Source organism: Pseudoalteromonas sp. UG3-2 (assembly GCF_037120705.1).
Lineage (GTDB): Bacteria > Pseudomonadota > Gammaproteobacteria > Enterobacterales > Alteromonadaceae > Pseudoalteromonas.
In genome coordinates this window covers 1,805,993-1,832,105 of record NZ_JAWLJU010000002.1, presented here as the reverse complement: position 1 = coordinate 1,832,105, position 26,113 = coordinate 1,805,993, and the positions used below count along the sequence as shown (strand labels likewise).

The window sequence follows — 26,113 nt, the reverse complement described above, 5'->3', positions numbered from 1 at the left end:
AAGGAAATTAAATGTTAAGGAGTCAAGTGTGAAGTATCGTCTAATTTTTTTATTTTTTGCTTTTTTACTATCTGGTTGCTCTATTTTATATAACAAAAAATATAATGAAGAAAATCACTATTTCAAAAAAAGTAACCTACCAAGTTATACAGTTAATATTTTTATTAGTGATTTGAATGGGTTAAGTAATTATAGAGTTAAGCGGTATGGTTTTATACTGTTTTACAAGGGGAGTGATATTTACCTGGGTAGAAGAGCATGGGGCAAACACTGTTACAGCCGTGATGCTTTTATTATTAATGCCATAACAGGTGAGCCCCGCGAGTCATGTATTTCTAAAAGCGAGTTAAATAGACTTGATTCGATACCACTCATGCCCAGCAAAGAAAAGTGTCGAAGCAGGTGCACTTTCGTTGCACATTCAAAGAAGCACAATCTTGCTTTGGCACTTTACGATGGTCAAGCCTATGGTATTTCTCATAATGCTGACTTATTTATTGAGGTGGTTGACTATTCCTCAGTGGTGGCGGCATTTAAGTCCAAGCTTGGCAGTGGTGAGATAGAGCATTTATCTAATATTCGTTTGCCCTTACCTTTGTTACCGAATAAAGCCATTAAGTCATTTATTTCTGATAATAAGAGTGACCCACAAAAGCTAACAAAGTTAGCGGGACAGTTGCAAGCATTGGGTGAGGATGCTTATGAACCGACAATTCAGCGAGTGAGCAATACAGCTGAATTTAGAAAAAGTTTAAAATTAGCACAAACAGGCAGTATTGAGGAGCAGGTGTCTTTTCTTAAAGCGAATGGGTTTCCTTTATCTAAATCTAATTGTTACTTTACTAATGCAACAGCCCTAAATGTAAGACAAGGCCGTTACACCAGCAGCAAAGTCGTAGGAAAATTAAAACAAGGAGAGGTGGTTTGTTTAGAAAAAGAAAGGAGTGGCTGGGGAAAATTGGGTAATAAAAATGGCTGGGTATCTTTAGCATTCTTAAGCCGCAAGCCTGTTACTAAAAACAATCAGCTATTGGTGGCGTTTCGCAAGGAAGTGGATCGTAATCTCTATGCTATGGCAGCAAAAAGAAACGCTTTTGAATCCTACCAACACTATTTAAGCACTAGCCCAAAAGGGGAATATATCAAAGAGTCGAAAGCGGGGTTAAAGCGATTATACATGCAACAATCCTCGTTTAATGGCTTTATGGAAGCTTACCGTATAAGCCCTGAAAGAGAACTATTACACGAAGCGAAAAAGTCGCTAGCTACAAAAGCTGGGCAGTACTTAGAGCCTAACTTGGTTGATATCTACTTTTCCAAAATGGTGCTACATAGAAGCTCTATACCTAGTTTTGTCACTTTGATTAGCCAGTCTAAGAATATAGATTACCGCGACTACTCGAGTCAGCTTATGAAGCTCAATGGAGTGGTGAAAAGTTTCCAACCATCTGATTTTTTGAACTCTATAGAGTATAAATATGTGCTTAGTAACTTCTCTCCAAAGGTGACTGCACATTATAAATATGGAAAAGCCCTGTTGACGTTAGACTATAAAGGTAGTCGTATTGCAATTGAGCAAGAAGCAAAGTGTGATTACCAAACTTCAAAAACCGGGACAAGAAATAGAGGAGCTATAGAGTCTTTATTCTCATTAAATTTTGATGATAAAGAGTCATATACATACGATGTTTTCGCATGCCATCTAACTGATAGTAAACTGAATAATGTGAAAGAAATGCTCGTTGCAATAGGGTCATACCATCGCACCGATAGTTTAGCGAAGTTAGCGAACAACTGGAAAGCAACGCAAAGAACGGGGAGTTATACCTACACTTCAGGTTCATCTGGAAGTAGCTCAAGCAGTCAAAAATATAACTGGCAATATACAGTGGAGTGCCGTGGCACTACATTTTCAGGGATCCCAAAAAGAAGTTATTCAGGTGTAATTACAAATAGTACTCATGCCGATGCATATAGCGCAGCTCAAAAGCTACAATCTCGCAAATCTTGCTACCAAAGGTTTGGTAATGGCTATACCGGAGAAGGCTACCTAGAACTAGAGATTAGCAATTAGAGGTATTTTAAAATATGGTAAAGGGTCGGACTTGGTCAACTAACATGGCTTAGATGTGATAGGCTGGCTATACCTTATTACAAGTGTAATGTTTACTGGTTCAGCCAAGTTGAGTTAGTTTTTTCATTATAAGACGGCTTCAGGTACTGAAGGAGCTTTCGTTCTGCCACCAAAAAGCCAACCGAAGTTGGCTTTTATTAATTATCTAGTTGAATAGTAAGCACTGGTGGCCTTGATTCAAAAGCCTCTTTATTGTAGCGGACTATGATTCACTTTAACGCCACGGATTGCTATCTCAAAAATAGAGACCCCCCCACTGCGTGGCCCGAGAGTTAGAGCGTACTTGTACATAACGAGTGGTTACTGGCGGCAAGGTTATCTCATCATGTAAATCATCGAATGCGCTAATGCGCTAATGCGCTCCACACTTTGCCATGCTACTCCATCGTTTGAGATTTTGATTTCATAATCGTTAGAGCGTGCCGTTTCCCAGAGAATTTCCATGTCTGTGAGGTAATACATCGCTCCTAAGTCCATGGTTAGCCATTCTACGCGTTGGTTTGATGCATCATGAACACTTTCCCAGCGAGTGCCATGGTTTTGATCAAATGCCATCATTGGACCATTGTTGCCAAGCACTGATGAGGCCTCTACTTCGATAGGTGTGATACTTTCTGTGGCAGTATCGCTAATAAAAAGGGTAACCTCTTGTGTGCTAATCACCGTGCCATTGCTATCATAGGCGGTGGCTCGAATGTGTTTTTCACCCAGTGAGGCCAGATAAGACACGGCATTAAAGTCACCTGCGCCATCTCCACTCATGGCGTAGGGGGCTGCTCGTTCGCTGTGGGAGAACTCATAGTTGTCTCCATAAGCAAACACTACGTGGTTAATCTCACCGCGGGTGACAGCATTGATGCTTAATTGATTGCCAGCTTGCGTTTGGTTGACTATGTCGTTAGTGCTAAGTGTTTTTATCACTGAGTTTGTTTTAGTATCAATTAACTGCAACGAAGGATGCCATCTGAGGGGTCGGTTGTTGTGCTGTGTTGTTAATATAGTGATTTAACAGGTCTATAGCTCATAACTAAATCGAACAGTCGCTATCAAAGGGTCTAGTCGTTATGCGACTACTTGGAAGCGCTACGCGATGTGATAGTCTTGAGAGTTTTTGGGTGGAGTTACTAAAACGCAGGTTTTACTTTAAATGCTTCCATTACTTCAATCATTACAGGAGTAAGTGAAGCAGCACAGAGGTAGCACCGAAGGGATTCGGTTAGTAGTTAATAACGTGGAAGAGTAGGAAAGATGGTGGCCCCACCTGGACTCGAACCAGGGACCTAACGATTATGAGTCGTGCGCTCTAACCAACTGAGCTATAGGGCCATTTTATTTTGTAAGTGCTCATTAAATTCATCCATGAAGCGGTATCCTGTCGGCGTCCTGCCTCCACCTCATCAAGCTGCGAAGCGATGCTTCGGTTTTGATTCGCCCAACTGAGCTATAGGGCCATTTTATATTGTAAGTGCTCATTAAATTCATCCATGAAGCGGTATCCTGTCGGCGTCCTGCCTCCACCTCATCAAGCTGCGAAGCGATGCTTCGGTCTTGATTCGCCCAACTGAGCTATAGGGCCATTTTGTATTGTACGTGCTCATTAAATTCATCCATGAAGCGGTATCCTGTCGGCGTCCTGCCTCCACCTCACCAAGCTGCGAAGCGATGCTTCGGTCTTGACTCGCCCAACTGAGCTATAGGGCCATTTGCTTTGATGAATTTAAGATAAATCACTGAAAGCGCTGGCAGTATAAGAATTTTTAACAGGCTTGTCACTATCAAATGGTGAAAAAGTCCGACTTGCGGAGTTTGATTGCTTATTATTAAAGCAAATTAATTGTGCCTTAGCTTGTGGTGATGTTTCTGGGTGGGAAGGTTCATGCTGAACGATGAAGATCGTAGTGCAGAAATAAAAGCGCCGGCACGAGGCCGGCGGCTTTTCGGAGAACGAATTAGGTTATTGTAGACCTAGTTTTTTCTCTAGGTAATGAATGTTAGTGCCACCATTTTGGAAATTCTCATCTGATAGAATTCGCTTATGCAGTGGAGTATTGGTTTTAATGCCATCAATCACTAATTCATTTAAGGCGTTTTTGGCACGGGCAATGGCCACATCACGATTCTCACCGTAAGTGATTAACTTACCAATCATGGAGTCGTAATGCGGTGGTACCGTGTAATCGGCGTAAATGTGGCTGTCCCAACGGATCCCAAGACCACCGGCAGGGTGGAAGCGGGTGATTTTACCCGGCGATGGGATAAAGCTCTCTGGGTCTTCCGCGTTAATACGGCACTCAATGGCATGGCCACGGATGATCACGTCGTCTTGAGTGATAGACAAAGGCTGACCTGCGGCAATTTTTAGTTGCTCTTTGATAAGGTCTACACCAGTGACCATTTCTGTGACTGGGTGCTCAACCTGAATACGGGTGTTCATTTCAATAAAGTAGAACTCGCCGTTTTCATATAAGAACTCAAATGTGCCGGCGCCACGATAACCAATCTCGATACAAGCACGAGTACAACGATCACCAATGTATTTACGCATTTCTGCGGTAATACCTGGCGCAGGTGCTTCTTCGACTACTTTTTGGTGGCGGCGCTGCATAGAACAGTCACGCTCACCTAAGTGAATGGCATTGCCTTGGCCATCAGCGAGTACTTGTACTTCGATATGACGTGGGTTTTCTAGGAATTTTTCCATGTAAACCATGCCATTACCAAAGAACTGTTTGGCTTCTTGTTGCGTCAGCGCGATTGAATCAATCAACTCTTTTTCGCTGCGTACAACCCGCATACCACGACCACCACCGCCGCCTGCTGCTTTGATGATCACCGGGTAACCAATGCGCTTAGCAATTTGTAAGTTACGCTCGTTGTCTTCTGTGAGTGGGCCGTCAGAACCAGGCACACAAGGCACGCCCGCTTTGCGCATTGCCTCAATAGCCGATACTTTGTCGCCCATTAGGCGAATAGTGTCGCCCTTTGGTCCAATAAAAATAAAGCCACTTTGCTCAACTTGGTCGGCAAAATCGGCGTTTTCTGAAAGGAAACCATAGCCTGGGTGAATAGCAACGGCGTCAGTCACTTCAGCCGCTGCGATAATACGAGGAATATCAAGATAACTCTCGTTGGCTGCCGGTTTGCCAATACAAATGGTTTCATCCGCAAGAAGAACGTGTTTGAGGTCACGGTCGGCTGTTGAATGCACAGCAACCGTTTTAATCCCCAGCTCCTTGCAGGCACGCAATACACGAAGTGCAATTTCACCTCGGTTTGCAATGACTACTTTATCTAACATAACGTTGACCTTCTGCGTGATTATTCGATGATGAATAGCGGTTGGTCGAATTCTACTGGCTCACCGTTTTCAACTAGGATGGCTTTTACCACACCGGCTTTGTCTGATTCGATCTGGTTCATCATTTTCATTGCTTCAACGATACAAAGAGTATCGCCAACGTTTACTTTGCTGCCTACTTCAACGTAAGCGGCTGCCGTTGGTGAAGAAGCGGCGTAGAAGGTACCTACCATAGGAGATTTTACTTGGTGACCAGATGGTGCACTGCTTTCTTCTGCTGGTGCTGCTTCAGCAGCCGGTGCCGCTGGTGCTGCAGGAGCTGGAGCCGCCGCTGGAGCTGCTGCGAACTGCTGTGGTTGTGCATAGACTGGAGCATTACTGTGACGGTTAATGCGAACTGACTCTTCACCTTCAGTGATTTCTAGCTCGGCAATACCTGACTCTTCTACTAGCTCGATAAGTTTTTTGATCTTGCGAATATCCATACAATGACCCGCCTGTTAGTTAATTTGAGTTATTTTGTTTTCGCAGTTGCGCCAGTGCAGCGTCGAATGCTGCACGATAGCCCAATGCGCCTAATCCACATATCACCCCTTGCGCCACGTCAGAGAAATAAGACTTGTGACGAAAAGGCTCTCTGGCGTACACGTTAGTAAGGTGCACTTCATAAAAAGGAATGCTCACACTTAATAAAGCGTCTCTGAGCGCTATGCTAGTATGGGTAAAGGCTGCTGGATTAATAATAATCGCGTCACTGCGGCCATACTCAGCATGGATTGCGTCTATGAGCTCTGCTTCACTGTTGCTTTGAATGTGAGACAAACTGACTTGCTGGTTTTCGGCGTACTCAGATAGTGCATTAACAAGCTCGGAAAGGGTCTGCGTGCCGTACTTATCTGGCTCACGACGTCCTAACATATTCAAATTAGGGCCGTTTACTAATAAAATCTTTAATCTTGCAGACATATTACGCGAACTTCCTTTAACTAATGCATTAGCCAAAAATTTATACTGTATGGCTTACTAACTTAAGCCGAAAACTAGCAAATAGCAAATAATTATCCATTTCGTCGACTATTATAGAGAGTTCGCGGTAAATAGCAGCAAAATACTGGTCTAATGAGAGGGGAGGGGCAAGCAAAGTTGCCCCTTTTGTGGATTATTTCGCGGCTTGTTTTGCCTTTTCCAGATGAGCGGCAAAGTCATCGGCATCCATAAAGCCAGTTACACGCAGCTCGGACATTTCTTCGCCTTGGCTATTAAAGAACAGCATGGTGGGTAAACCAAATACCGTAAAGTGCTCCATAATCGCCTGAGTGTTATCGTTGGCTTTGGTGAGGTCTAACTTCAATAACTCATAATCTTGAAATTGCGCCTGTACTTGCGGCTCGGGAAAAGTGTACTTCTCAAACTCTTTACAGGCCACACACCAGTCGGCATATAAATCCACAATAGCCACTTTGCCCTTGGCATTGGCGGCAGCCACTTCTTCCTCTAATGCAGCTAGGTCAGGAATAAGACGGAACTTTTTCTCCCCAGTTGCGGCTTCAGTTACCGCTGTGTTGCTAACCGCTACAGGTTGTGCTGCCGGGAAAAGTAGGCCTTTAACCCCAAACAAGCCCGATATAAATAAGGTGAGGGCCACGCCCCAAAGCAGAGTTCTTCCTTTACCAGCGTTTAGCTGGCTCTGCCAAAAGTGCATGTAGAGTGCGGTTGCTATAGCCAATCCAGATGCCAACGCAATAATAGTATCAAAGTCGAGAATACGCTCGAGTAAGATAAGCGGCACGAATAGCATCACAAAGCCAAACAGGGTTTTAACCTGATCCATCCAGCCGCCGGCTTTTGGTAGAATTTTTCCGCCCGAGGTGCCGAGCAATAACAATGGCAGACCCATGCCTAAACTAAGCGCATATAAGGTCAGCGCACCCACCATATAATCACCGCTTTGCGCCACAAACAGAAGCGCACCAGACAGCGGCGCGGTAGTACACGGCGAGGCAATAAGGCCCGACAGCACGCCCATGCTAAACACGCCCCAGTAGTTACCGCCTTTTTGTTTATTGCTTAGCTGGGTGAGTTTTTCCATTATCCCGCTAGGTAAGCGAATTTCGTACAAACCAAACATGGAAAGCGCCAACACCACAAACAACAAGCTGAAGCTGATCAGCACCGCTGGGTGCTGTAAATACCCTTGCACTTGGCCGCCAAAGTAAGCCACCACTAAACCTAAAGCGGCGTAGGTGACTGCCATACCTTGAACGTACACAAACGATAAGCCAAAGGCCTTGCGAGTAGAGAGTCCCTGTTGGCCGGCAATAAGGCTCGATAAAATCGGGAACATTGGGAATACACAAGGAGTAAACGCCAAACCTATGCCAAGACCAAAAAAGGTTAAGACATTGGCCAACAGGCTGCGCTGCATTAATTGTTCTGTGAAAGATAAATCGTCATCGCTGGTTGTTGCAGAGTCGCTGGCTTGCGCTGTGTCGCTACTGCTGGGTTGCGACTGGGCAGAAGAGGCGGCTTGAGTATTGTTTTGCTCACTGGTAATGACACTTAATGGCACTTCGACAATTTCTGGTGGGTAGCAAAGTCCTGCTTCAGCACAGCCTTGGTAGCGAATTTTTACCACTGCGTTTTCTTCAACGTTGCTGAGCTTAGAAATAATAGAAAGGTTATTGAAATACACCTCAGTGCGGCCAAAAAACTCATCTTCTATCATTTCCCCGGGGTCTAGCTTTGGCACGGCAATGTCAGCACCCTTGGCTATTATCTCGAGGTTTTTCTTATATAAGTAATAACCATCGGCAATATCCCAACCGACAAAAAGGGTTTTCCCTTGCTGGCCAAAATCAAACTTAAACGCTTCTTTAACGGGCAGAAAGCTTTGCTGCTTGGGTTCAAGCAGGCTGTCTAACACTGCATTGTTGGCAAAAACAGGAAAAAACAGTAGCAGTGAAAATAGAGCTACGAGCAGTCGCATTAATTTAATACCTCATCCATCCATTTGAAATAACTTAGGTTGCCGCCGGTAATATCGATCACTTGGATTTCAGGCACATCATAGCTATGCATGTCTTTAATGGCCGCCATCACCAGCTCAAGCTTTTCGGGCTTGGTTTTAATCAACAGTTTAACTTCTTGGCTGTGCTCGACTTCCCCTTCCCAAACATAAATAGACTCCATGTTGGGGATCAAGTTCACACAAGCCGCCAGCTTTTGCGTTACCAAGTGGGCTGCGATTTGCCGTGCTTCGTCAGTTGAGTCACAGGTTGAAAGCACAAGTTTGTATCTTATCGCCATTGTCATTTCCATTTTTGAATGATTGCTGGCATCTTAGCCGATAGTGAAATTAATCGAAAGCGCAGCACTGGTATTGCTTGAATTAAGACCCGCGCACCCATATTTATCTTTCGTTGATTTGGAGAAAGTATGTTTAGAATTCTATTTATATTGTTTATTGCCATTCCGATTATTGAGATCGCCCTGCTGATCCAAGTAAGCGAAGTCATTGGCGGATTTGCCACCATTGCCTTGGTGATTGCCACGGCTATCTTAGGCGCTAAGCTAGTTAAACAACAAGGGTTGGGCGCGTACGTTAACGTGCAACAGCAAATGTCGCAGGGGCAATTGCCTGCGCAAGATTTGTTTACCGGCCTGTGTGTGATCATCGCCGGAGTACTGTTAATGACCCCGGGCATTATGACCGATGTGTTAGGCTTTTTACTGTTGACCCCAGCTGTGCGTAAAAAGTTAGCCAAATCATTATTGGCTCATGCCTCAGTGCGAGTACAAACACAAATGCACTCACGTCATTCAGGCTTTAACCAAAGCCCTTTTAATCACACCTCGGATGAGCCGGAAGATGCGCGAAAATCGTTTGACAATCAATCGAGTAATAAACCGTCAAACACCATTGAAGGGGAGTACGAGAGAAAAGATTAAATTTTTTTAATTTTTTCTCTTGGGTTTTAAATTGCCCATCCCCATTTATGTAAGCAATTAAAATTGCGGATGTTAACCAAGGGATCTACCCGAAGTTAACGGCGCCAATAACGTTATTTCTGTCATTGTTCAGAAACTGTTAGGAGAACTAAATAAATGAACATTCGTCCTTTACATGATCGCGTCATCGTTAAGCGTCTTGAAGAAGAAACAAAGTCAGCTGGCGGTATTGTGCTAACCGGTTCTGCGGCTGAAAAGTCTTCACGTGGTGAAGTTGTTGCTGTAGGCAACGGCCGCGTGTTGGACAATGGTGAAACTAAATCGTTAGAAGTAAAAGCGGGCGACACTGTGTTGTTTGGCTCTTACATCGAAAAAACTGAAAAGATCGAAGGTCAAGAGTACCTGATCATGCGCGAAGACAACATCTTAGGCATCGTAGAGTAATTACTACTTTTTGGTTTATACGAAACAGAATTTAAGAGGAATTTAAACATGGCAGCTAAAGAAGTTCGTTTTTCAAATGACGCTCGCAACAAAATGCTTCAGGGCGTTAACGTACTAGCAGATGCAGTAAAAGTAACTTTAGGTCCTAAAGGCCGTAACGTAGTTTTAGACAAGTCTTTCGGCGCACCGACTATCACTAAAGATGGTGTATCGGTAGCGAAAGAAATCGAACTGGAAGACAAGTTCGAAAACATGGGCGCACAAATGGTTAAAGAAGTGGCGTCTAAAGCGAACGATGCAGCGGGTGACGGTACCACAACGGCAACCGTACTTGCTCAGTCTATCGTTAACGAAGGTCTAAAAGCAGTAGCAGCGGGCATGAACCCAATGGACCTGAAGCGCGGTATCGACAAAGCGGTAATCGCAGCAGTAGAAGAGCTGAAAACGCTTTCTGTGCCTTGTTCAGACAACAAAGCCATCGCTCAGGTAGGTACTATCTCTGCAAACTCTGACAAAGAAATCGGCGACATCATTGCTGAAGCAATGGAAAAAGTAGGGCGTGAATCAGGCGTTATCACAGTAGAAGAAGGTCAATCACTACAAAACGAACTAGACGTAGTGGAAGGTATGCAGTTTGACCGCGGTTACCTATCTCCTTACTTCATCAACAACGCTGAAAAAGGCCAAGTTGAGCTAGATAACCCACACATCCTGTTAGTAGACAAAAAAGTATCTAACATCCGTGAGTTGCTACCAACACTAGAAGCGGTTGCTAAAACCAGCAAGCCACTACTAATCATTGCTGAAGACCTTGAAGGCGAAGCGCTTGCAACTCTAGTTGTAAACAATATGCGTGGCATCGTAAAAGTAGCAGCTGTTAAAGCGCCAGGCTTCGGTGACCGTCGTAAAGCAATGCTACAAGACATCGCTATCCTAACTGGCGGTACCGTTATCTCTGAAGAGATTGGTCTAGAGCTTGAAAAAGCAACTATCGAAGACCTAGGTACTGCGAAACGCGTAGTTATCACTAAAGACGACACCACAGTGATTGACGGTGCTGGTGAGCAAGACGCAATCGACGGCCGTGTGGCACAAATTAAAGCACAAATCGAAGAAGCAACATCTGACTACGATAAAGAAAAGCTACAAGAGCGCATGGCAAAACTTGCTGGTGGCGTAGGCGTTATCAAAGTCGGTGCAGCAACTGAAGTTGAAATGAAAGAGAAGAAAGACCGCGTAGAAGATGCACTACACGCAACTCGCGCAGCGGTTGAAGAAGGTGTAGTACCTGGTGGTGGTGTTGCCCTAGTTCGCGTAGCAAACAAGATTGCTGAGCTAACTGGCGACAACGAAGATCAAAGCCACGGTATTAAAGTTGCACTTCGTGCAATGGAAGCGCCACTTCGTCAAATCGTTTCAAACGCTGGTGATGAAGCTTCAGTTGTAGTAAACGCAGTGAAAGGCGGCGAAGGTAACTATGGTTACAACGCAGCGACTGGCGAGTACAACGACATGATCGAAATGGGTATCCTTGACCCAACAAAAGTAACACGTTCTGCACTACAGTTTGCAGCTTCTGTTGCGGGTCTAATGATCACCACAGAAGCCATGGTTGCTGAAATTCCGAAAGAAGAAGCTCCAGCTGCACCAGACATGGGCGGCATGGGCGGAATGGGTGGCATGGGCGGCATGATGTGATAAACATCACCCCCTAAGCACTTAACTGCTTTGAAGAGCCCGGCTAATGTCGGGCTTTTTGCATTTTATAGCCCCACAGCAAATCGCTTCCTTCACCATTAACTCATTAACTCATTAATTCAGCTAGTTGGATTTTTTATCGTTGGCTGCGAACATTTGTGTGCCAACTCGGTCTTATTTTATGTAGCGAAATGTCACATTGTGTAAAAGGCTGTGATCTTACTTTACTTCCAATTGAGTCGGAGTAAAGTAAAGTGGTATCCAGCAGAAGGAGTAAATAATGAAACGCACTAAGATAATGTTAGCCTTGCTGTTGGCGCCTCTGTTCGCGCTAGCGGGTGAAGCACAAGTAAGCTTTAAAGAGTTTAAAGAGTACCGGGACGTCCGTCCGAGCAATGAAACGCGTGGGTCATATCATCAGCGTGTCGAAAAGCAGTTACGCAAACACGTCGAAAAACTAGCCGAGCAGCTGCCTGAGGGGAGTAAGCTGAGCCTTCATTTCGATGAAATTGATTTAGCTGGAGATGTACGTTTTGGTGCATCTGAGGTACGCGTAATAAAATCCATTTACTTTCCACGTCTAACACTGAGCTATAAAGTCACTAATAGTCAAGGTGACGTACTGACAGAAGGAAAAGAGGTGAAGCTAAAAGACATGGCGTTTATGGATAGGATTACTCGTGGTTTAGACCGCTCATTTCAATACGAGAAGCGCCTGTTAACCGAATGGTTTGAGGACGAGTTAGTAAAACAGCTTTAACGCGCTGTGAGCGCTTTGAATATTGCAGCAAAGCGCTCAACCACGTTTGCTACTTAAAAGTAGCTAACAACTGTAATAGGCTTTGTAGCTTTTTTACTACCAAAGTAAGCTGTTGCTCGTCAATTTTCTCGGCTTTAGATAGCCCTTCGACATCGGCGGCAACATCCAGTACATAGGGTTTAAAGCGCTTTGCTTCAAAACTAAATCCCGCTTCTTCAGTAAAAAGCGCTTTAAATTTGCCGTGGCCTTGTTGTTGTAACTCATCAAGTTTTTTATCGGCATCCAGTGCTTGACGATAGACAATTTTAAGGTTGTCATTGAGTTTTTCTATTACGGTCTGCATGCTCTTTCTCGTGGCTTTAAAATTAAAGCGGTATTTTACGGCTTTCGCAGGCTAAATCAAACTCTGAAAGAAATAGTAAAAATGGCTGAGAATAAAAATATAAAAATGAGTCTAAAGTTTTACTTTGTGCTGTCGATACCCTATTTGATCCATCAAAAAAGTTAGGTAATCACTTATGAATATTTCCGGAAGTAATCTACCAGCGATGTCTGGAGCTGGTCAAAGCGGCGAAGTATACAGCGCTGCCTTGGCAAAAAAGCAACAGAAAGCAGATGGACAAGCCGCACTTGCACTGATCGAATCTGCGGGAAATACTGCTTCGGCACAAACTCCGACAAAGTCGGTTACGGCAACATTGGGCAATAATATCAACACTTATGCATAAGCGTTGATGTGCGCTGACCTTCGGTTAGTCCGAATCGTTCAAAGCAATAAATCGGTGCCTTCAAGCACCGATTTTTTGTTTTATTACAGCGGTAAACCTAAATTGATGGGGGTTTTGCTCGGTTGCCCACCAATTTCGCGCACCAGCTTAGGCACCAAAAAGCCTGGCAGTGTTTCCAGTAGCTCAGCCATGATATGTTTAGCGCTTTCCTCACTGACATTATAGTGACTGGCCCCTTCCACTTTATCCAGTAAGTGTAGGTAATAAGGCAAAATATCGGCATCAAACAGTGCCTCACTTAACTCTGCCTGAGTCGTGGCGCTGTCATTTATATCACGCAGTAATACCGCTTGATTTAGTAGAGTGACGTCTGCTTGTTTGAGCTTTTGCATTGCCGCCTTAAAAGCGGCATCAATTTCATTACCATGGTTAATGTGGTTGACCAAAACCACCTTTAATGGACTTGTTGCTAAACGCTGGCATAACTCATCAGTGACTCTGGCTGGGATCACTACTGGTAGACGGCTGTGGATCCTGAGGCGTTTAATTTGTGGCAATTGCTCCAGTCTATCCAGTAACCAGGCAATCATTTCATCTTTGGCCATAAGGGGATCGCCACCGCTTAAGATCACCTCGTTTATTTCAGGGTGAGCAGCAAGATACGCAAATACCGGCTCAAGAGTGCGTTTATTGACTTGGTTCTCTTGGTAAGGGAAGTGGCGGCGGAAGCAATAGCGGCAATTAACCGCACAGCCGGTTTTAAGCATTAACAACACCCGCGAGCGGTATTTATGCAGCAGTCCAGGCACTGGTGCATCTTGTTCTTCGAGTGGATCTTTAATATAGCCTGCTGCGCTAATAAATTCTTGATGCTGTGGCAACACTTGCAATAACAGCGGATCGGTGGCATCGCCATGGCGCATTTTGGCGATAAATGGCCGTGGAACTCGCATAGGAAACAAACGCTTAGCTTCGATGTCACGGCTGTCAAAATGCTCTGTTAAGGATAACATTTCAAGCAGTTCTTTGACGTCGGTGACCACATTTGCCAATTCTTTTTGCCAGTTAGTCTGCAAATTTACTTCATTTATTTGTATCATTAGCAGGTTTATTACTCGAATATACGTAGAATTAGAGGATACGATGGCGAATTATAGCACCAACGAGTTCAAGGGCGGTCTAAAAATTATGATCGACGGCGAGCCTTGCTCAATCTTAGAAAACGAAATGGTTAAGCCAGGTAAAGGCCAAGCATTTAACCGCGTTAAGATCCGTAAGCTTATCTCAGGCAAAGTGTTAGAGAAAACTTTTAAGTCAGGCGATTCGGTTGAAGGCGCAGACGTAATTGAAACGGAACTGGCATACTTATACACCGACGGTGAGTTCTGGCACTTTATGAACAACGATACCTTTGAGCAAATCGCGGCTGATGAAAAGGCAGTGGGCGACAATGTTAAATGGTTAGTTGAAAATGATGTCTGTACCATCACGTTATGGAACGGCAACCCGATTGCCGTGGCACCGCCTAACTTTGTTGAGCTTGAGATCACTGAAACGGATCCGGGCCTAAAAGGGGACACCGCAGGCACCGGCGGAAAGCCAGCAACTCTTTCAACTGGCGCTGTGGTTCGTGTACCACTGTTTGTCCAAATTGGCGAAGTGATCAAAGTCGATACTCGTAAAGGCGAGTATGTTAGCCGCGTTAAATAAGCGCAGCCGAGGTCAATGACAATCCCAGCTTTGGCTGGGATTTTTTTTGGAGCATAACATGAGTCAAAGCGACTGGCAGCCTAGTGCTGATATCGATACTTTAAAGCGCCGAGCAAACATACTCAGTCAAATTCGCGCCTTTTTTGCTGCCCGTGAGGTGATGGAAGTCGAAACCCCAAGTCTGAGCCAAGCATCCGTCACCGACCCTCATCTTGAGACCTTTCACACCGAGTTTGTCGGGCCGGCATACAATAAGGGCTTGCCGCTATTTCTGCAGACGTCACCAGAATATGCCATGAAGCGGCTGCTCGCCGCAGGCAGTGGGGCCATTTTTCAGCTCAGCAAGGCGTTTCGTAACGAAGAGTCCGGTCGCTATCATAATCCGGAATTCACCATGCTGGAGTGGTATCGCCCCGGGTTTGACGAGTTTCAGTTAATGGCAGAGCTAGATGAGTTACTGCAAACGATTTTGGCTTGCCCAAAAGCGCAGTCTTTAAGCTATCAGCAGGCGTTTATTGACCACTTAGGTTTTGATCCTTTAACGGCGACCTTAGGTGAATTAAAAGCGCAGGCCACTCAGTATGGCTATGCTGATATCGCAGCCACAGAAGACAATCCAGATACCTTACTGCAGTTATTGTTTTGCATGGAAATAGAACCGAAAATTGGTCAACAGACACCATGCTTTGTTTATCACTTTCCGGCATCACAAGCCGCACTGGCGCAGCTAAATCCAAGCGATCCTCGTGTAGCGGGGCGCTTTGAGTTGTATTATCGCAATATGGAGCTGGCGAATGGTTTCCATGAATTAACCGATGCCCAAGAGCAGCGTCAGCGCTTTGAACAAGATAACGCGTTACGTCAGCAAATGGGTTTAGCACCGGTTACCATAGATGAACGACTGTTAGCGGCACTGGAAGCGGGCTTACCGAGCTGCGCGGGAGTGGCGCTCGGCGTTGATCGTTTGCTGATGCTGGCGCTCAACAAGCCCACTATCAGCGATGTAATTGCCTTTGATGTGTCACGAGCTTAACTGCGTGACACAAACCGGGTTAGCTCTTTGCGCGTGGTCTCACTGAGTTGCTGAGCGCTGCGGCACTCGGCTAGAGCATTGTCTATTTGGGTTTTCGATTGCAAGCCCAGCTCGGCAATTTGCTGCACCGCTTGATGAGTGTGTTTTTGCGTTTCTTCTAATTGGTGAACCGCGCTGACAATGTCCTCTAATTGCGCTTGGTTACGTTCAAAGTCATGACTCATCGACTTAAAGCCTTCGGCGGTTTCGCCAATGGCCCGCTCAGCAGAGCTAGAGTGCTCAATGAGCTGTTCAGACTCTTGGTTTGTTTCACCTACTAGAGTATTCATTTGATTAATAAAGTCGCTGATCTGCCGGGTCGCATCATTGACCTTAACCGATAGGGCTCGCACCTCGTCTGCGACGACCGCAAAACCCCGCCCGGCTTCTCCTGCTCGAGCGGCTTCAATGGCGGCATTGAGGGCTAATAAATTGGTTTGATCAGAAAACTCTTCCACCATTTTGAGAATATTACGAATGTTTTCGCTGTTCTCTTTTAGTCCCGACACCGTGCTGGAAAATTTACCTAATAAGGTGGTGATTTGTTTTACTTCTGCGACCAGCTTAGTGAGAGACTGAGATGAACCACGAACAAAGTGCAGGCTTTCGGTATTGGCTTGGTAAACTTGATCGGTATTGTGAACAATGCTTTCGAGGCTATGGCCCACCTGATCGGAGGCGGCAATAATGGTATCACCTTGGCTCAGCTGCTGTTGACCATATTCGGCCGTACTGCGCATTGACTCGGTCACGTCATTGTTGCTTTTAGTGGCTGCTGCGGCACTTTCATAGGTGCTGGCCAGCAACTGGCTGAGGTGAGTGGTAAAGGTATTGTACTGTTCACTGAGATCGCGAAACTCATCAAAGGTAAACTGCGGCAGTTTGGCATCTAGGTTGCCATCTTGTTTATTCACTCGCTCTAAGGTGTCACGCATGGCTTGTACTGGGCGGACAATCAAAAAGCGCATGTAAAAAATGGTAAAACCAAAGGCCCCAAGGATCACTGCCGTGAGCAACCAAAATACCCCAAGGCCAGCACCAGACTCAGTTAACTCGGCATAAAGCCAAACCAAAGCAATGACCTGAAAGAGTAATAAAAAGCCTAAATTACCGACTATTTTGCGAGTCAGGGTAAAGAAAAACGTTTCTTCGATAAAATTATACATGCGCATATACAAACTCATATTGGGCTCATCAATGTGCCACTTTATTGCTCTCAGTATAGATGAGCTAACTAGAATAACAATGGCAAAGCTTACAACTAGTTAGCGTTCATAAGCACCGATCCGTTGTAAGTACATCTTGCTTTGGCAGGGAAAGTTGGTAAAAATACCATCCACACCCAAATCTAGCATTAACTCTATATCTTGCTGTTTATCGACCGTATACGCAAATACCTTGAGACCACGGGTTTTGGCGTCTAACACATACTCATGATTAATAAAGTTTTTATCCATATGGATACTGTAGGCATGGAGTGATTCGGCAAACTGCGCGTAATGCACTGGAATTGAGGCGGTTAATGCGCCAATCCGCACCCAAGGTAATTTTTGCTTTAACCACAATAACTGATGGTGATCAAAAGAGGAGAGCAGTAATTGCTCGCGAGTGATCACGCCGCGCTGAATGTGGTCTTCAATGTAGTCGACAAACTTATCAAGGCTAAAAGTATGTTTCAGCTCTAGGTTTATGTCAGTTTGCGTACCTATGGTATTAAATACCTGCTGCAAAGTAGGGATCCCTTGGCCTTTTCCGGCATCCAATTGCGCGAGGTAAGATTGCGGTTGTTGATTGACTCTGCCAACGCCATTGGTGGTTCTATCAAGCCAAGTATCATGAATAATGGCATAATCGTCGGCACAGCTTTGCACATCCAACTCAATCCCATCCACCCCCACATCTAAGGCAGCTTGGATGGCGGCCAGCGTGTTTTCTGGATAGCTGCCACTGGCGCCGCGATGTGCTAACACTTGAATCATGCTTTTTTCCTTGTAATCGACCAGGTTTCAAAGCAGGCTGCGCTTATCACCAACAGCCCGCCAATGAGGGTTGTGAGCGTCATCGTCTCTTGCAACAGAATATAAGCTAATACCGCTGCGTACAATGGTTGCAAGCAAGAAATTAACCCCACCGTGGTGGCCGATAAATAACGTAAGCTAGAGGCAAATAACGCATGGGGAATGGCGGTGAAGACCGCGCCTGCTAGTAGTAATAACCAGACATTTTGGCTTGAGATGGAGCCGGGAGGAACTTCCACAAATGCGGCTAGCATCACGCAGGCCACCAAGGTTTGATAGAGCATGGTTTGTGGCCCACTGTAGTGGGAAAAATATTGCTTTTGCAATAGGTTACGTAAAGCAAATAACCCTCCAGATACCACCCCAGTGAGCACCCCTAAAGTCACTTGATTGCCCAAATCAGCCGCAGGAACCAGCAAATAAATACCAAACAACACCGCCGCGGCACTGAGCACATCTTTGCTTTGCACTCGGGTGCGGGTAAACAAGGGCTCTAAAAAGACCGTGATCACCGGATAGGTAAAAAAGGCAATGATCCCCACCGCGACGCCTGCCATTTGCATGCCAGCAAAGTAGGTGACCCAATGTAAGCCCACAATCACACCCAGTAGTAACGCCGTAAGATAGTCTTTGCCACGGTTAAGGAAGACCTTTTGCTGCTGTACCGCCAGTATCGCTAGCAAGGTAACAAAAGCAATGGCGGTTCGATATACGGTGATATCCAGCGCTGACAGCGAGATCAATTTTGAAAATAATGCTGTCCCGCCGAATAATAACACGGCACTGTGGAGCGACAGCAGCGCAGATTGGTGTGGTTGCATGGTGTTGTCATGATGATGGTTTTTGCAGCAGTCTATCATGCTAAAGCAGACTCGAATAGCGTTGCCGGCGCTGATGACAAGTGTCACTATCTATTCTGATGAGTTGCGGATATATTAGGTAAAAACATGATGATTCAACAGCTTATTTAAATACGTGAGAGTAAATAGTGACCCTGACCACTGACTTTGCCTTGGTAGATAAGCGGCGCTCTTTTTGGAATGCCGGACCGCTTATCTTTTCTACCTTTTACTTTTTTCCGCTGGTATTTACTTGGCAGCAAAACAGTCTCACCGAGTTGCTGTTGCAATTTGTCATTTACCTTGCTTTCGTTGCTTTGTATTGGCGCAGCATTAGTGCTGTCGGTCACACGTTAGTCAGCAATATTGTGCTGATGACCTTACTTTGTGTTGCAGGCAGTTTTGTCACCACAGGAGCCAGCTCTTTGTTTGGTTTTATCGCTTTTTTCTGCGGCTTTGGCTTGACCAAGCCGTTTAAAATAATCGCTTTTATGGTGTTAATTACCCTGGTACTGCTCACCACTCATTTTATTGTTGGTCATTACTCGGTGTACTTTTTAATGCCGGCGCTGTGTGTTTCCACAGGCTTATTTATTTTCGGCTGGATGGAGTATCGCGAGCGTATTCACCGTGAGCTGAAGCGCCAAAGTGATGACGAAATTAAGCGCTTAGGTGCCGTGGCAGAACGAGAGCGCATTGCCCGTGATTTACATGATCTGCTTGGTCACTCGCTGAGCTCAATTGCCTTAAAAGCAGAGTTGGCGGGCAAGTTCATAAGTGCCAATGCCCTGTCGCAAGCGCAAGCCGAGTCACAGCAAGTTGCCGCCTTAGCGCGAGAAGCATTGAGCGAAGTGCGCCAAGCAGTCAGTGGTTACAATAAACTAGCACTGGATGCGCAGCTGCATATTCTGGCTTCGCGACTAAAAGACAAAGGCATTGCCGTGACCTTGACTTTGCAAGGTGTTGAGCTTGAGGCCGAGGTGGAATCGGGGTTGTGCTTCTTTGCCAAAGAAGTTTGCACCAATATTATCCGTCACAGTGATGCCGACAAAGTCGCTATTAGCTTACAGCAACAGCCGGGAGCGGTGGTATTACAGATAAGCGAAAATGGCGCGGTGCAGTCGATTACCGAAGGCAATGGCCTCAGTGGCTTGCGTCAGCGGTTAGAGGCATTGGACGTGCAGTTTCAGTATCACATTAATCAGGGGGTGTGTTTTAGCGCCCGCGTTGAGAGGCCAGTATGTTAAAGGTTTTTATCGTTGAAGATCAGGCGCTGGTGCGCGGTGCCATTGCTGCTTTATTAGGGTTAGATGCCGAGATAGAAGTAGTTGGAGAGGCCGAAAATGGTGCCATAGCAAAAAGTCGATTAGCCACATTAGCTGACGTGGATATTGTGTTAACCGATATCGAGATGCCAAAAGTCACCGGCTTAGAGCTGGCACAGCAGCTCAAACAGCAACAGTCATCAAGCAAGGTAGTGATCATGACCACGTTCTCTAAAGCGGGGTATATTCGCCGCGCAATGGCAACTGGAGTGCATGGTTTTGTGCTAAAAGAAGCGCCCAGTGATTACTTGGTCTCAACCTTGAAAAAGGTCCATGCCGGGCAGCGAGTCATTGACCCCGAGTTGGCCCTATACGCATTGGAAGATAACGATCCGCTCAGCGACAAAGAGCGCAAAGCACTGCGTTTGGCATCGGAGGGCTTAAAAACGGCAAGCATTGCAGAGCAACTTTTTTTAAGTGAGGGCACGGTGCGTAATTACCTATCGGAAGCCATTGCCAAATTACATGCGACTAATCGCGTAGATGCAGCAAGGATTGCTAAGCAAAAAGGGTGGTTGTAATTCAGTGTAATCATTATTTTTAGGGCTACACTTCAAAATGCATCAATCAGTGAATATACTTTACCCTTAATAAGTAATGAAAATGTATTAATTTAAGGTGCCATGGTTGATCCCAAGCTACTTCTTTTGATGACCGCAATAACCACAGGAGTGTGTGCAATCTTTATGGTTGTCAACTGGTTGTTAAATCGTGGCATGCCGGGTATACGGGATTGGCTATTATTTGCGGTGTTAACAGGCTTTGGTTGCAGCTTGTTAGCGGCAAACACCTTGCCATTAACCTGGTCTATCTTTATTCCCAATGTTGCAATGTTCTTAGGGCTGTTTTATCTCGCTCGAGGGGTTGAACTGTTTTTTGAAACGCCAGCGCTGCGCTGGCCATGGTACCTACTAGCTCTGATCTCAGTCCCGGCATTTGGCTTCTATCTCTATGTTGACTACAACTTTATTGCCCGAGTGGTGATCAATTATTTATTTTGGGCACTGGCATTAGTGATGTGCTTACGGGCACTGATACTAGGCCAAGATAGATTATCACAACACTTTAGTGCCGCGCACTGGGCGTTTGCGCTTTCCTGCTTATGCATGCTGATGGTATTCACGGTGAGGTTAGTCATGGTAGGAGGTTTTTCTGCCGCGGATACCCTGGCCACAGTGAATTGGGTAAATAAATTCTTTTCTATTTCAGTCTCTGTGATGCCCTTGCTACTGTGTTTTTCATTGTGTTTATTATGCAACAGTCGCAGAGAAAAAGAATTGGCAACCTTGCAGCGCAAAGCAGAACAAAATGCCCAGGCTAAGGAGCGCTTTTTAACCCTGTTAAGCCACGAATTAAGAACGCCCTTGAATGCCATTGTTGGCCATGCGGAATCGTTGAAGAAAGTGCCGCGGGAGCCCGGTAAGCATAAACAGTTGTGCGACACCATTGTCCATGCAGCGATGTCGATGTCAGACTTGGCCAATCAGGTATTGCTGCAAGCTAAAGGCGAGCACACTCAACAGCATAAGTCGTCGGTTTCGGTGGTGCGCTTAAGTGAGGAGTTGCTGCGCCTGTTGCAACCCTTAGCGAATGCCAAGGCCCTTGATTTACAGCTCGAAGTCAGTGGTATTACCCCTGAAGACAGTCATCAAGTTGAACAAGACACTCTGGCTTTGGTGTTAAGAAACTTACTTTCTAACGCCATTAAGTACACCGATAGCGGCAGTGTAACGCTGTGTATTGAGGCCGAAGCAGAGCGCATGGGCAAGCAAACATTGCGGTTTTTAATTAACGATACTGGTAAGGGGCTCAGCCAAGAGCAACTGGACAAGCTGTTTACGCCGTTTGTTGGCAATGACAGCAGTAGCTCCATCAATGAAAGTGCTGGTGTGGGCTTGGTGCTGTGTAAGCAGTTACTTAATAGTATTGATGCCGAGTTTGAAGTACAAAGTGAACAAGGCAAAGGCACCACCTTTAGCTTTAGTGTTGTTGCAGAGCTCGGTGAGCAGCAACAAGCTGAAGCGCCAAAAAGTGGCGAGCTATTGCCACTGTCGGTATTAGTGGTGGAAGACAGCGCCATCAATATTGCGGTAATGAATGATTATTTAGCGGAGATGGTGACCCAGTATCGCATTGTCAGAACCCTTGAAGAAGCGGAAGTGGCCTTGTTAGAGCACCATTATGGCCTGATGATTTTGGATATGCGCTTGCCCGATGGCAATGGCTTGCAGTGGTATAAAAGCGACTTTCAAAAGCTCGGCTGCAACTCGGAAGTACCAGTCATTGCCCTGACTGGTGATAGTGAGCCGCAGCTGCGACGTGATTGTTTGCGTGCTGGGATGCAAGAGTGTTTAACTAAGCCTGTTACTCCAAGACAGCTGTATACCACCATGCAGCGAGTCAGTAAGGCGAAGGCCTCAAGGCTGGAGTGTAAAAGTTTAGTGGATCAAGCGCGCTTTATGGCCTGTGTTGAACAGCAAGAGCCGCAAGTGCTAGCGACCAAGTTGATGTATTTAGCCGATCGGTTTGAGTATGAAATTGCGCAAATTAAAGGACTGGCGGAATTAAATATCATCGATTTAGCCAGTGAAAAACTGAGTTATATTGAGCAAGAAGCTTTGCAGCTAGGCATGGTGAATTTTGCTGAGTTGACTCAGGCGATTGCGCAGCAGTTACGCTTCAGTGATGAGTATATTGATTGGGATGCGCTGGCCGGAGTAGCTCGGCAGTCGGTGGAGCGTTTAATGGAGCTACATAATCAAGTTATTCAGCCAGGTGACCCGCAAGCGGAAAAAGATTTAACTGCATAAAAAGTTTCATCGAACTTAACCTAGGTCATTACGATATTTTGCGTTAAAATAAAGTCATAATTTATTCAACAAGAAAGTAATGCCAAAACAGGATCCCTATCTCAACCGAGAGCAAGAAAAATACGAAAACCCCGTTCCCAGTCGCGAGTTTATTTTAGAGCACATCAAAAACGCGACTAAGCCCGCTTCTTTTTCGCAGCTTTGCAACGACCTAAAAGTCCTCGACGACGAACGTCAGATTGCCTTTAAGCGACGTTTGCGTGCCATGGAGCGCGATGGCCAGCTGCATTTTAATAAATTTAAATGCTACGTCATCCCCAGCGATGATGGCTTGGTTAAGGGTAGAGTGATAGGGCATCGTGACGGTTTTGGCTTTTTAGAAGTTGAAGGCGAAGCAAAAGACTGGTTTATCACCAAATATCAGATGGAGCGTGTGCTGCACGGCGACTGGGTATTGGCAAAAGCTGGCAGCCGCGGCTCAGGCGGGAAAGTCGATGCTCGCATTGTGCGCGTGCTGGATAAAGAACGCACCCCGGTGGTGGGTCGCTACTTTGTGGAGCACGGCATGGCTGTGGTGGTGCCAGAAGACCCACGTATTTGCCAAGATATTATTATTCAACCGGGGCAAGAAAATGGCGCCCGTCATAATCAAATGGTGCAGGTCGAAATTACCCAAAGTCCGAGCAAGCAAATGAATGCCGTCGGCAAGGTCCTCGAAGTACTCGGCGACCATATGGCTCCGGGGATGGAAATTGAGGTGGCGCTGCGTAACCACGATATTCCTCATGTTTGGCCAGAGGCGGTAGAGCAGCAAGTGGCCGGTTTAGGTGAGTTTGTAGCTGAAGAGGCCAAAAGCGGCCGTGTCGATCTGCGAGATTTACCGCTGGTGACCATTGACGGTGAAGACGCGCGCGACTTCGATGATGCGGTATTCTGTGAGCCGAAAAAGTCCGGTGGTTGGCGCTTATGGGTGGCCATTGCCGATGTTTCTCATTACGTTGGCAAAGGCACGGCACTCGACAAAGAGGCGATTGAACGGGGCAACTCAGTGTATTTTCCTGAGCAGGTAGTACCTATGTTGCCCAAGGTGCTCTCCAATGGCTTATGCTCACTTAACCCTGAAGTCGATAGATTGTGTATGGTAGCAGAGATGACGGTTTCTGCCGCTGGGCGTTTATCGGGCTATCGCTTTTATGAGGCGGTAATGAACTCCCATGCCCGTCTTACCTACACTAAGGTGCACAAAATCTTGCAAGGTGACGAAAAACTGCAAGCCGAGTATGCGCCTGTAGTGCCACACCTGAACGAGCTACACAAGATGTACATGGCGCTAAAAGCGGCGCGGCAAGAGCGTGGTGCGATTGAATTTGAAACTTTAGAAACCCGTTTTGTGTTTAATGCCCACCGCAAGATTGATTCTATTGTGCCGATTGTGCGTAACGATGCCCATAAGCTCATTGAAGAGTGTATGATTTTGGCCAATGTCTCGGCGGCGAAGCTTTTAGAAAAGCACGAGGCGCCTTGTTTATACCGCGTGCATGATGAACCCGACCCTGAGCGTTTGAGTCAGTTCCGCCAATTCTTGCAAGATTTAGGCATTGAAAGCCAGCTCAGTAATGAGCCCACCCCGCAAGAATTAACCGATGCTTTAATTGCATTAGGGGAACGCCCGGAGAAAGAGCTGATCCAAACCATGTTGCTGCGCTCGATGAAGCAGGCAGTATATCAGCCGGAAAACATCGGTCACTTTGGCTTAGCGTTAAAGTCGTATGCCCACTTTACTTCGCCCATCCGTCGTTACCCCGATTTAGTTGTGCATCGTGCTATTAAGGGCATTTTAAAACAGCAAGGGCAGCAGGTCAGCGGTGAGTACGATTACCCAGAAGAAGAAGCTAAGCAGCTGGGTGAGCAGTGTTCAATGACCGAGCGTCGTGCTGATGATGCCACCCGAGAAGTGGCCGACTGGCTGAAATGCGAATTTATGCAAGATCATGTCGGCAGTGAGTTTACTGGGGTAATTTCTTCGGTGACCAATTTTGGCTTGTTTGTCAGGCTCGATGAGCTGCAAATTGATGGCATGATCCACGTCAGCAACTTAGGCCATGAATACTTTCACTTTGATGGTGCTAAGCAATGTTTGATTGGTGAGCACAGTCACACGGTGTTCCGTTTAGGTGATAAGCTCAATGTTGTGGTTGCCTCGGTCAGCCTCGATGACCGCCGAATTAACTTAGCCTTAGCCGAAGAAGGCCAGCCCGATCGTTATGCTAGACGCCGCAGTAACAGCAAAAAGTCTGGTAAAAGCGTGCGTGAGCAACTAAAAACGGGCAAGGTGCCTGGCGCGAAAAAAGCGGCTAGCAAACAGCATGAGGAAGAGGGAGGCGCAAAGAAAAAGCGCAAAAAAACCACCCCTAAGGGTGAGCTAAAAAAAGGCAAAAAAGCCAGCAATGCTAAGGCCAAGAAAAAGGCCAACGCAAAAAAGAAACCCAAAGCGGGCAAAGCGAAGCGCCCAGGTAAAAACGCCAGAAAGCGCGATAAATCATAAAGCCGGAGCTTGAAAGTGAGTAACGAGTTAATTTTTGGCTTTCATTCAGTGGAAGCCATTTTACGCAGCGCCCCAGAGCGCTTTTTAGAAATTTATGCCTTAAAGGGACGTGACGATAAGCGCCTAACTGCGGTCGTTAATGAGGCCCGTAAGTTTGGTATTTCGGTGCAGTTTATGCAGCGCAAAGCCCTTGATAACAAAGCCAAAGACGAGCAGCACCAAGGGATTATTGCCAACGTTAAAGCGGCGCGCACGCTAAATGAAAAAGATCTTGATGACATCATCGCCAAAGAGACTACGCCATTTTTCTTGGTGTTAGACGGGGTTACTGATCCCCATAACCTTGGTGCTTGCTTACGTAGCGCCGATGCCGCTGGAGTTCACGGCGTTATTGTGCCAAAAGATAAGTCCGCCAAGCTTAATGGCACGGCGCGCAAGGTTGCCTGTGGTGCCGCTGAAACCGTACCATTTATTCAGGTCACTAACTTGGCCAGAACGCTGCGCGATATTAAAGAAGCAGGAGTTTGGGTGGTCGGCACTGCTGGTGAAACTGACACCACACTCTTTAATGCCAACTTGACTGGCCCAATGGCGGTAGTGATGGGAGCCGAAGGCGATGGTATGCGCCGCTTAACCCGTGAGCATTGCGATGAGCTGGTTAAAATTCCAATGGTCGGCACCGTTTCAAGCTTAAACGTGTCGGTGGCAACTGGGATATGCTTATTTGAAGTACTAAGACAGCGTACCGCGCTGTGATCTAAATCAACGCTGCTCGATGCCGAGC

General features: G+C 46.1%; 24 protein-coding genes and 1 tRNA gene. 13 read left to right on the top strand and 12 right to left on the bottom strand.

Annotated elements, in window-relative coordinates:
• Positions 1–28 precede the first annotated feature (28 nt).
• Positions 29–2,074 (top strand): SH3 domain-containing protein, encoded by a 2,046-nt coding sequence (locus R3P39_RS11390; protein WP_336567583.1) that lies wholly within the window; start codon positions 29–31, stop codon positions 2,072–2,074.
• Between the two features lie 375 nt (positions 2,075–2,449).
• On the opposite strand, the gene R3P39_RS11385 is transcribed toward R3P39_RS11390, so the two are convergent.
• The 7 genes from R3P39_RS11385 to cutA form a co-directional block, all read right to left on the bottom strand.
• Positions 2,450–3,055, bottom strand: coding sequence for a discoidin domain-containing protein (locus R3P39_RS11385; protein WP_336567582.1), 606 nt, complete (start codon positions 3,053–3,055; stop codon positions 2,450–2,452).
• A 328-nt stretch (positions 3,056–3,383) separates the two neighbouring features.
• A tRNA-Ile gene (locus R3P39_RS11380) sits at positions 3,384–3,460 on the bottom strand.
• Between the two features lie 628 nt (positions 3,461–4,088).
• On the bottom strand, positions 4,089–5,432 hold the full coding sequence (gene accC, locus R3P39_RS11375; protein ID WP_336567581.1) for an acetyl-CoA carboxylase biotin carboxylase subunit: 1,344 nt from the start codon (positions 5,430–5,432) through the stop codon (positions 4,089–4,091).
• A gap of 20 nt (positions 5,433–5,452) precedes the next feature.
• Complete coding sequence (accB, locus tag R3P39_RS11370) at positions 5,453–5,917, bottom strand: acetyl-CoA carboxylase biotin carboxyl carrier protein (protein WP_336567580.1); 465 nt, start codon at positions 5,915–5,917, stop codon at positions 5,453–5,455.
• Between the two features lie 19 nt (positions 5,918–5,936).
• Entirely contained in the window at positions 5,937–6,398 is a 462-nt protein-coding gene (gene aroQ, locus R3P39_RS11365; protein WP_336567579.1) for a type II 3-dehydroquinate dehydratase, read from the bottom strand.
• A 193-nt stretch (positions 6,399–6,591) separates the two neighbouring features.
• The gene (locus R3P39_RS11360; RefSeq protein WP_336567577.1) at positions 6,592–8,418 is read right to left on the bottom strand and encodes a protein-disulfide reductase DsbD; all 1,827 of its coding nucleotides are present in this window, start codon (positions 8,416–8,418) and stop codon (positions 6,592–6,594) included.
• Entirely contained in the window at positions 8,418–8,738 is a 321-nt protein-coding gene (cutA, locus tag R3P39_RS11355; RefSeq protein WP_336567576.1) for a divalent-cation tolerance protein CutA, read from the bottom strand. Before cutA ends, R3P39_RS11360 begins: the two co-directional genes overlap by 1 nt.
• A gap of 129 nt (positions 8,739–8,867) precedes the next feature.
• On the opposite strand from cutA, the gene R3P39_RS11350 reads away from it, so the two are divergent.
• The 4 genes from R3P39_RS11350 (at position 8,868) to R3P39_RS11335 (ending at position 12,282) form a co-directional block, all read left to right on the top strand.
• Positions 8,868–9,380: an FxsA family protein gene (locus tag R3P39_RS11350; protein ID WP_336567575.1), complete on the top strand. Its 513-nt coding sequence runs from the start codon at positions 8,868–8,870 to the stop codon at positions 9,378–9,380.
• Positions 9,381–9,536: 156 nt separating this feature from the next.
• Positions 9,537–9,824 (top strand): co-chaperone GroES, encoded by a 288-nt coding sequence (locus R3P39_RS11345; protein WP_336567574.1) that lies wholly within the window; start codon positions 9,537–9,539, stop codon positions 9,822–9,824.
• 48 nt (positions 9,825–9,872) lie between these two features.
• The gene (gene groL, locus R3P39_RS11340) at positions 9,873–11,522 is read left to right on the top strand and encodes a chaperonin GroEL (protein ID WP_336567573.1); all 1,650 of its coding nucleotides are present in this window, start codon (positions 9,873–9,875) and stop codon (positions 11,520–11,522) included.
• A gap of 280 nt (positions 11,523–11,802) precedes the next feature.
• Complete coding sequence (locus tag R3P39_RS11335; protein ID WP_336567572.1) at positions 11,803–12,282, top strand: DUF3016 domain-containing protein; 480 nt, start codon at positions 11,803–11,805, stop codon at positions 12,280–12,282.
• 49 nt (positions 12,283–12,331) lie between these two features.
• Here the strand turns inward: R3P39_RS11335 and R3P39_RS11330 are convergent, their stop codons facing one another.
• Positions 12,332–12,625 carry a prephenate dehydrogenase gene (locus R3P39_RS11330; protein WP_336567571.1) on the bottom strand — a complete coding sequence of 98 codons (294 nt, stop codon included), beginning with the start codon at positions 12,623–12,625 and terminating at the stop codon, positions 12,332–12,334.
• A gap of 175 nt (positions 12,626–12,800) precedes the next feature.
• Here R3P39_RS11330 and R3P39_RS11325 point away from each other — a divergent pair, with 175 nt between their 5' ends.
• Positions 12,801–13,010: a hypothetical protein gene (locus R3P39_RS11325; protein ID WP_336567570.1), complete on the top strand. Its 210-nt coding sequence runs from the start codon at positions 12,801–12,803 to the stop codon at positions 13,008–13,010.
• Positions 13,011–13,093: 83 nt separating this feature from the next.
• Here the strand turns inward: R3P39_RS11325 and epmB are convergent, their stop codons facing one another.
• Positions 13,094–14,110, bottom strand: coding sequence for an EF-P beta-lysylation protein EpmB (epmB, locus tag R3P39_RS11320; RefSeq protein ID WP_336567569.1), 1,017 nt, complete (start codon positions 14,108–14,110; stop codon positions 13,094–13,096).
• Between the two features lie 43 nt (positions 14,111–14,153).
• On the opposite strand from epmB, the gene efp reads away from it, so the two are divergent.
• Both efp and epmA read left to right on the top strand, forming a co-directional pair.
• Entirely contained in the window at positions 14,154–14,720 is a 567-nt protein-coding gene (gene efp, locus R3P39_RS11315) for an elongation factor P (protein WP_336567568.1), read from the top strand.
• A 58-nt stretch (positions 14,721–14,778) separates the two neighbouring features.
• Entirely contained in the window at positions 14,779–15,753 is a 975-nt protein-coding gene (gene epmA, locus R3P39_RS11310; protein WP_336567567.1) for an elongation factor P--(R)-beta-lysine ligase, read from the top strand.
• On the opposite strand, the gene R3P39_RS11305 is transcribed toward epmA, so the two are convergent.
• From R3P39_RS11305 to R3P39_RS11295, 3 genes are all read right to left on the bottom strand, one after another.
• Positions 15,750–16,964, bottom strand: coding sequence for a methyl-accepting chemotaxis protein (locus tag R3P39_RS11305; RefSeq protein ID WP_336567566.1), 1,215 nt, complete (start codon positions 16,962–16,964; stop codon positions 15,750–15,752). The two genes, epmA and R3P39_RS11305, sit on opposite strands and share 4 nt — an antisense overlap.
• A 93-nt stretch (positions 16,965–17,057) precedes the next feature.
• The gene (locus R3P39_RS11300; RefSeq protein ID WP_336567565.1) at positions 17,058–17,771 is read right to left on the bottom strand and encodes a glycerophosphodiester phosphodiesterase; all 714 of its coding nucleotides are present in this window, start codon (positions 17,769–17,771) and stop codon (positions 17,058–17,060) included.
• Positions 17,768–18,631 (bottom strand): DMT family transporter, encoded by an 864-nt coding sequence (locus tag R3P39_RS11295; RefSeq protein WP_336569300.1) that lies wholly within the window; start codon positions 18,629–18,631, stop codon positions 17,768–17,770. Before R3P39_RS11295 ends, R3P39_RS11300 begins: the two co-directional genes overlap by 4 nt.
• A 167-nt stretch (positions 18,632–18,798) precedes the next feature.
• Here R3P39_RS11295 and R3P39_RS11290 point away from each other — a divergent pair, with 167 nt between their 5' ends.
• From R3P39_RS11290 to rlmB, 5 genes are all read left to right on the top strand, one after another.
• Positions 18,799–19,896 (top strand): sensor histidine kinase, encoded by a 1,098-nt coding sequence (locus R3P39_RS11290; protein WP_336567564.1) that lies wholly within the window; start codon positions 18,799–18,801, stop codon positions 19,894–19,896.
• Entirely contained in the window at positions 19,890–20,495 is a 606-nt protein-coding gene (locus R3P39_RS11285; protein WP_336567563.1) for a response regulator transcription factor, read from the top strand. The genes R3P39_RS11290 and R3P39_RS11285 overlap by 7 nt, the downstream gene beginning before the upstream one ends.
• A 102-nt stretch (positions 20,496–20,597) precedes the next feature.
• Positions 20,598–22,784, top strand: a complete 2,187-nt coding sequence (locus R3P39_RS11280) for a hybrid sensor histidine kinase/response regulator (protein WP_336567562.1) — start codon at positions 20,598–20,600, stop codon at positions 22,782–22,784.
• A 79-nt stretch (positions 22,785–22,863) separates the two neighbouring features.
• The gene (gene rnr, locus R3P39_RS11275) at positions 22,864–25,329 is read left to right on the top strand and encodes a ribonuclease R (RefSeq protein ID WP_336567561.1); all 2,466 of its coding nucleotides are present in this window, start codon (positions 22,864–22,866) and stop codon (positions 25,327–25,329) included.
• A 15-nt stretch (positions 25,330–25,344) separates the two neighbouring features.
• Positions 25,345–26,085, top strand: coding sequence for a 23S rRNA (guanosine(2251)-2'-O)-methyltransferase RlmB (gene rlmB, locus R3P39_RS11270; RefSeq protein ID WP_336567560.1), 741 nt, complete (start codon positions 25,345–25,347; stop codon positions 26,083–26,085).
• The last annotated feature ends 28 nt before the right edge of the window (positions 26,086–26,113 follow it).

What these genes read in the sequence shown, in the direction of transcription:
- R3P39_RS11295 (WP_336569300.1), bottom strand. Translation starts at nt 18,631, where the DNA reads ATGCAACCACACCAATCTGCGCTGCTGTCGCTCCACAGTGCCGTGTTA.
- R3P39_RS11300 (WP_336567565.1), bottom strand. Translation starts at nt 17,771, where the DNA reads ATGATTCAAGTGTTAGCACATCGCGGCGCCAGTGGCAGCTATCCAGAA.
- R3P39_RS11325 (WP_336567570.1), top strand. Translation starts at nt 12,801, where the DNA reads ATGAATATTTCCGGAAGTAATCTACCAGCGATGTCTGGAGCTGGTCAA.
- R3P39_RS11330 (WP_336567571.1), bottom strand. Translation starts at nt 12,625, where the DNA reads ATGCAGACCGTAATAGAAAAACTCAATGACAACCTTAAAATTGTCTAT.
- R3P39_RS11350 (WP_336567575.1), top strand. Translation starts at nt 8,868, where the DNA reads ATGTTTAGAATTCTATTTATATTGTTTATTGCCATTCCGATTATTGAG.
- R3P39_RS11360 (WP_336567577.1), bottom strand. Translation starts at nt 8,418, where the DNA reads ATGCGACTGCTCGTAGCTCTATTTTCACTGCTACTGTTTTTTCCTGTT.
- epmB (WP_336567569.1), bottom strand. Translation starts at nt 14,110, where the DNA reads ATGATACAAATAAATGAAGTAAATTTGCAGACTAACTGGCAAAAAGAA.
- R3P39_RS11285 (WP_336567563.1), top strand. Translation starts at nt 19,890, where the DNA reads ATGTTAAAGGTTTTTATCGTTGAAGATCAGGCGCTGGTGCGCGGTGCC.
- aroQ (WP_336567579.1), bottom strand. Translation starts at nt 6,398, where the DNA reads ATGTCTGCAAGATTAAAGATTTTATTAGTAAACGGCCCTAATTTGAAT.
- accC (WP_336567581.1), bottom strand. Translation starts at nt 5,432, where the DNA reads ATGTTAGATAAAGTAGTCATTGCAAACCGAGGTGAAATTGCACTTCGT.
- efp (WP_336567568.1), top strand. Translation starts at nt 14,154, where the DNA reads ATGGCGAATTATAGCACCAACGAGTTCAAGGGCGGTCTAAAAATTATG.
- groL (WP_336567573.1), top strand. Translation starts at nt 9,873, where the DNA reads ATGGCAGCTAAAGAAGTTCGTTTTTCAAATGACGCTCGCAACAAAATG.
- accB (WP_336567580.1), bottom strand. Translation starts at nt 5,917, where the DNA reads ATGGATATTCGCAAGATCAAAAAACTTATCGAGCTAGTAGAAGAGTCA.
- epmA (WP_336567567.1), top strand. Translation starts at nt 14,779, where the DNA reads ATGAGTCAAAGCGACTGGCAGCCTAGTGCTGATATCGATACTTTAAAG.
- cutA (WP_336567576.1), bottom strand. Translation starts at nt 8,738, where the DNA reads ATGGCGATAAGATACAAACTTGTGCTTTCAACCTGTGACTCAACTGAC.
- R3P39_RS11335 (WP_336567572.1), top strand. Translation starts at nt 11,803, where the DNA reads ATGAAACGCACTAAGATAATGTTAGCCTTGCTGTTGGCGCCTCTGTTC.
- rnr (WP_336567561.1), top strand. Translation starts at nt 22,864, where the DNA reads ATGCCAAAACAGGATCCCTATCTCAACCGAGAGCAAGAAAAATACGAA.
- R3P39_RS11305 (WP_336567566.1), bottom strand. Translation starts at nt 16,964, where the DNA reads ATGCGCATGTATAATTTTATCGAAGAAACGTTTTTCTTTACCCTGACT.
- R3P39_RS11280 (WP_336567562.1), top strand. Translation starts at nt 20,598, where the DNA reads ATGGTTGATCCCAAGCTACTTCTTTTGATGACCGCAATAACCACAGGA.
- R3P39_RS11345 (WP_336567574.1), top strand. Translation starts at nt 9,537, where the DNA reads ATGAACATTCGTCCTTTACATGATCGCGTCATCGTTAAGCGTCTTGAA.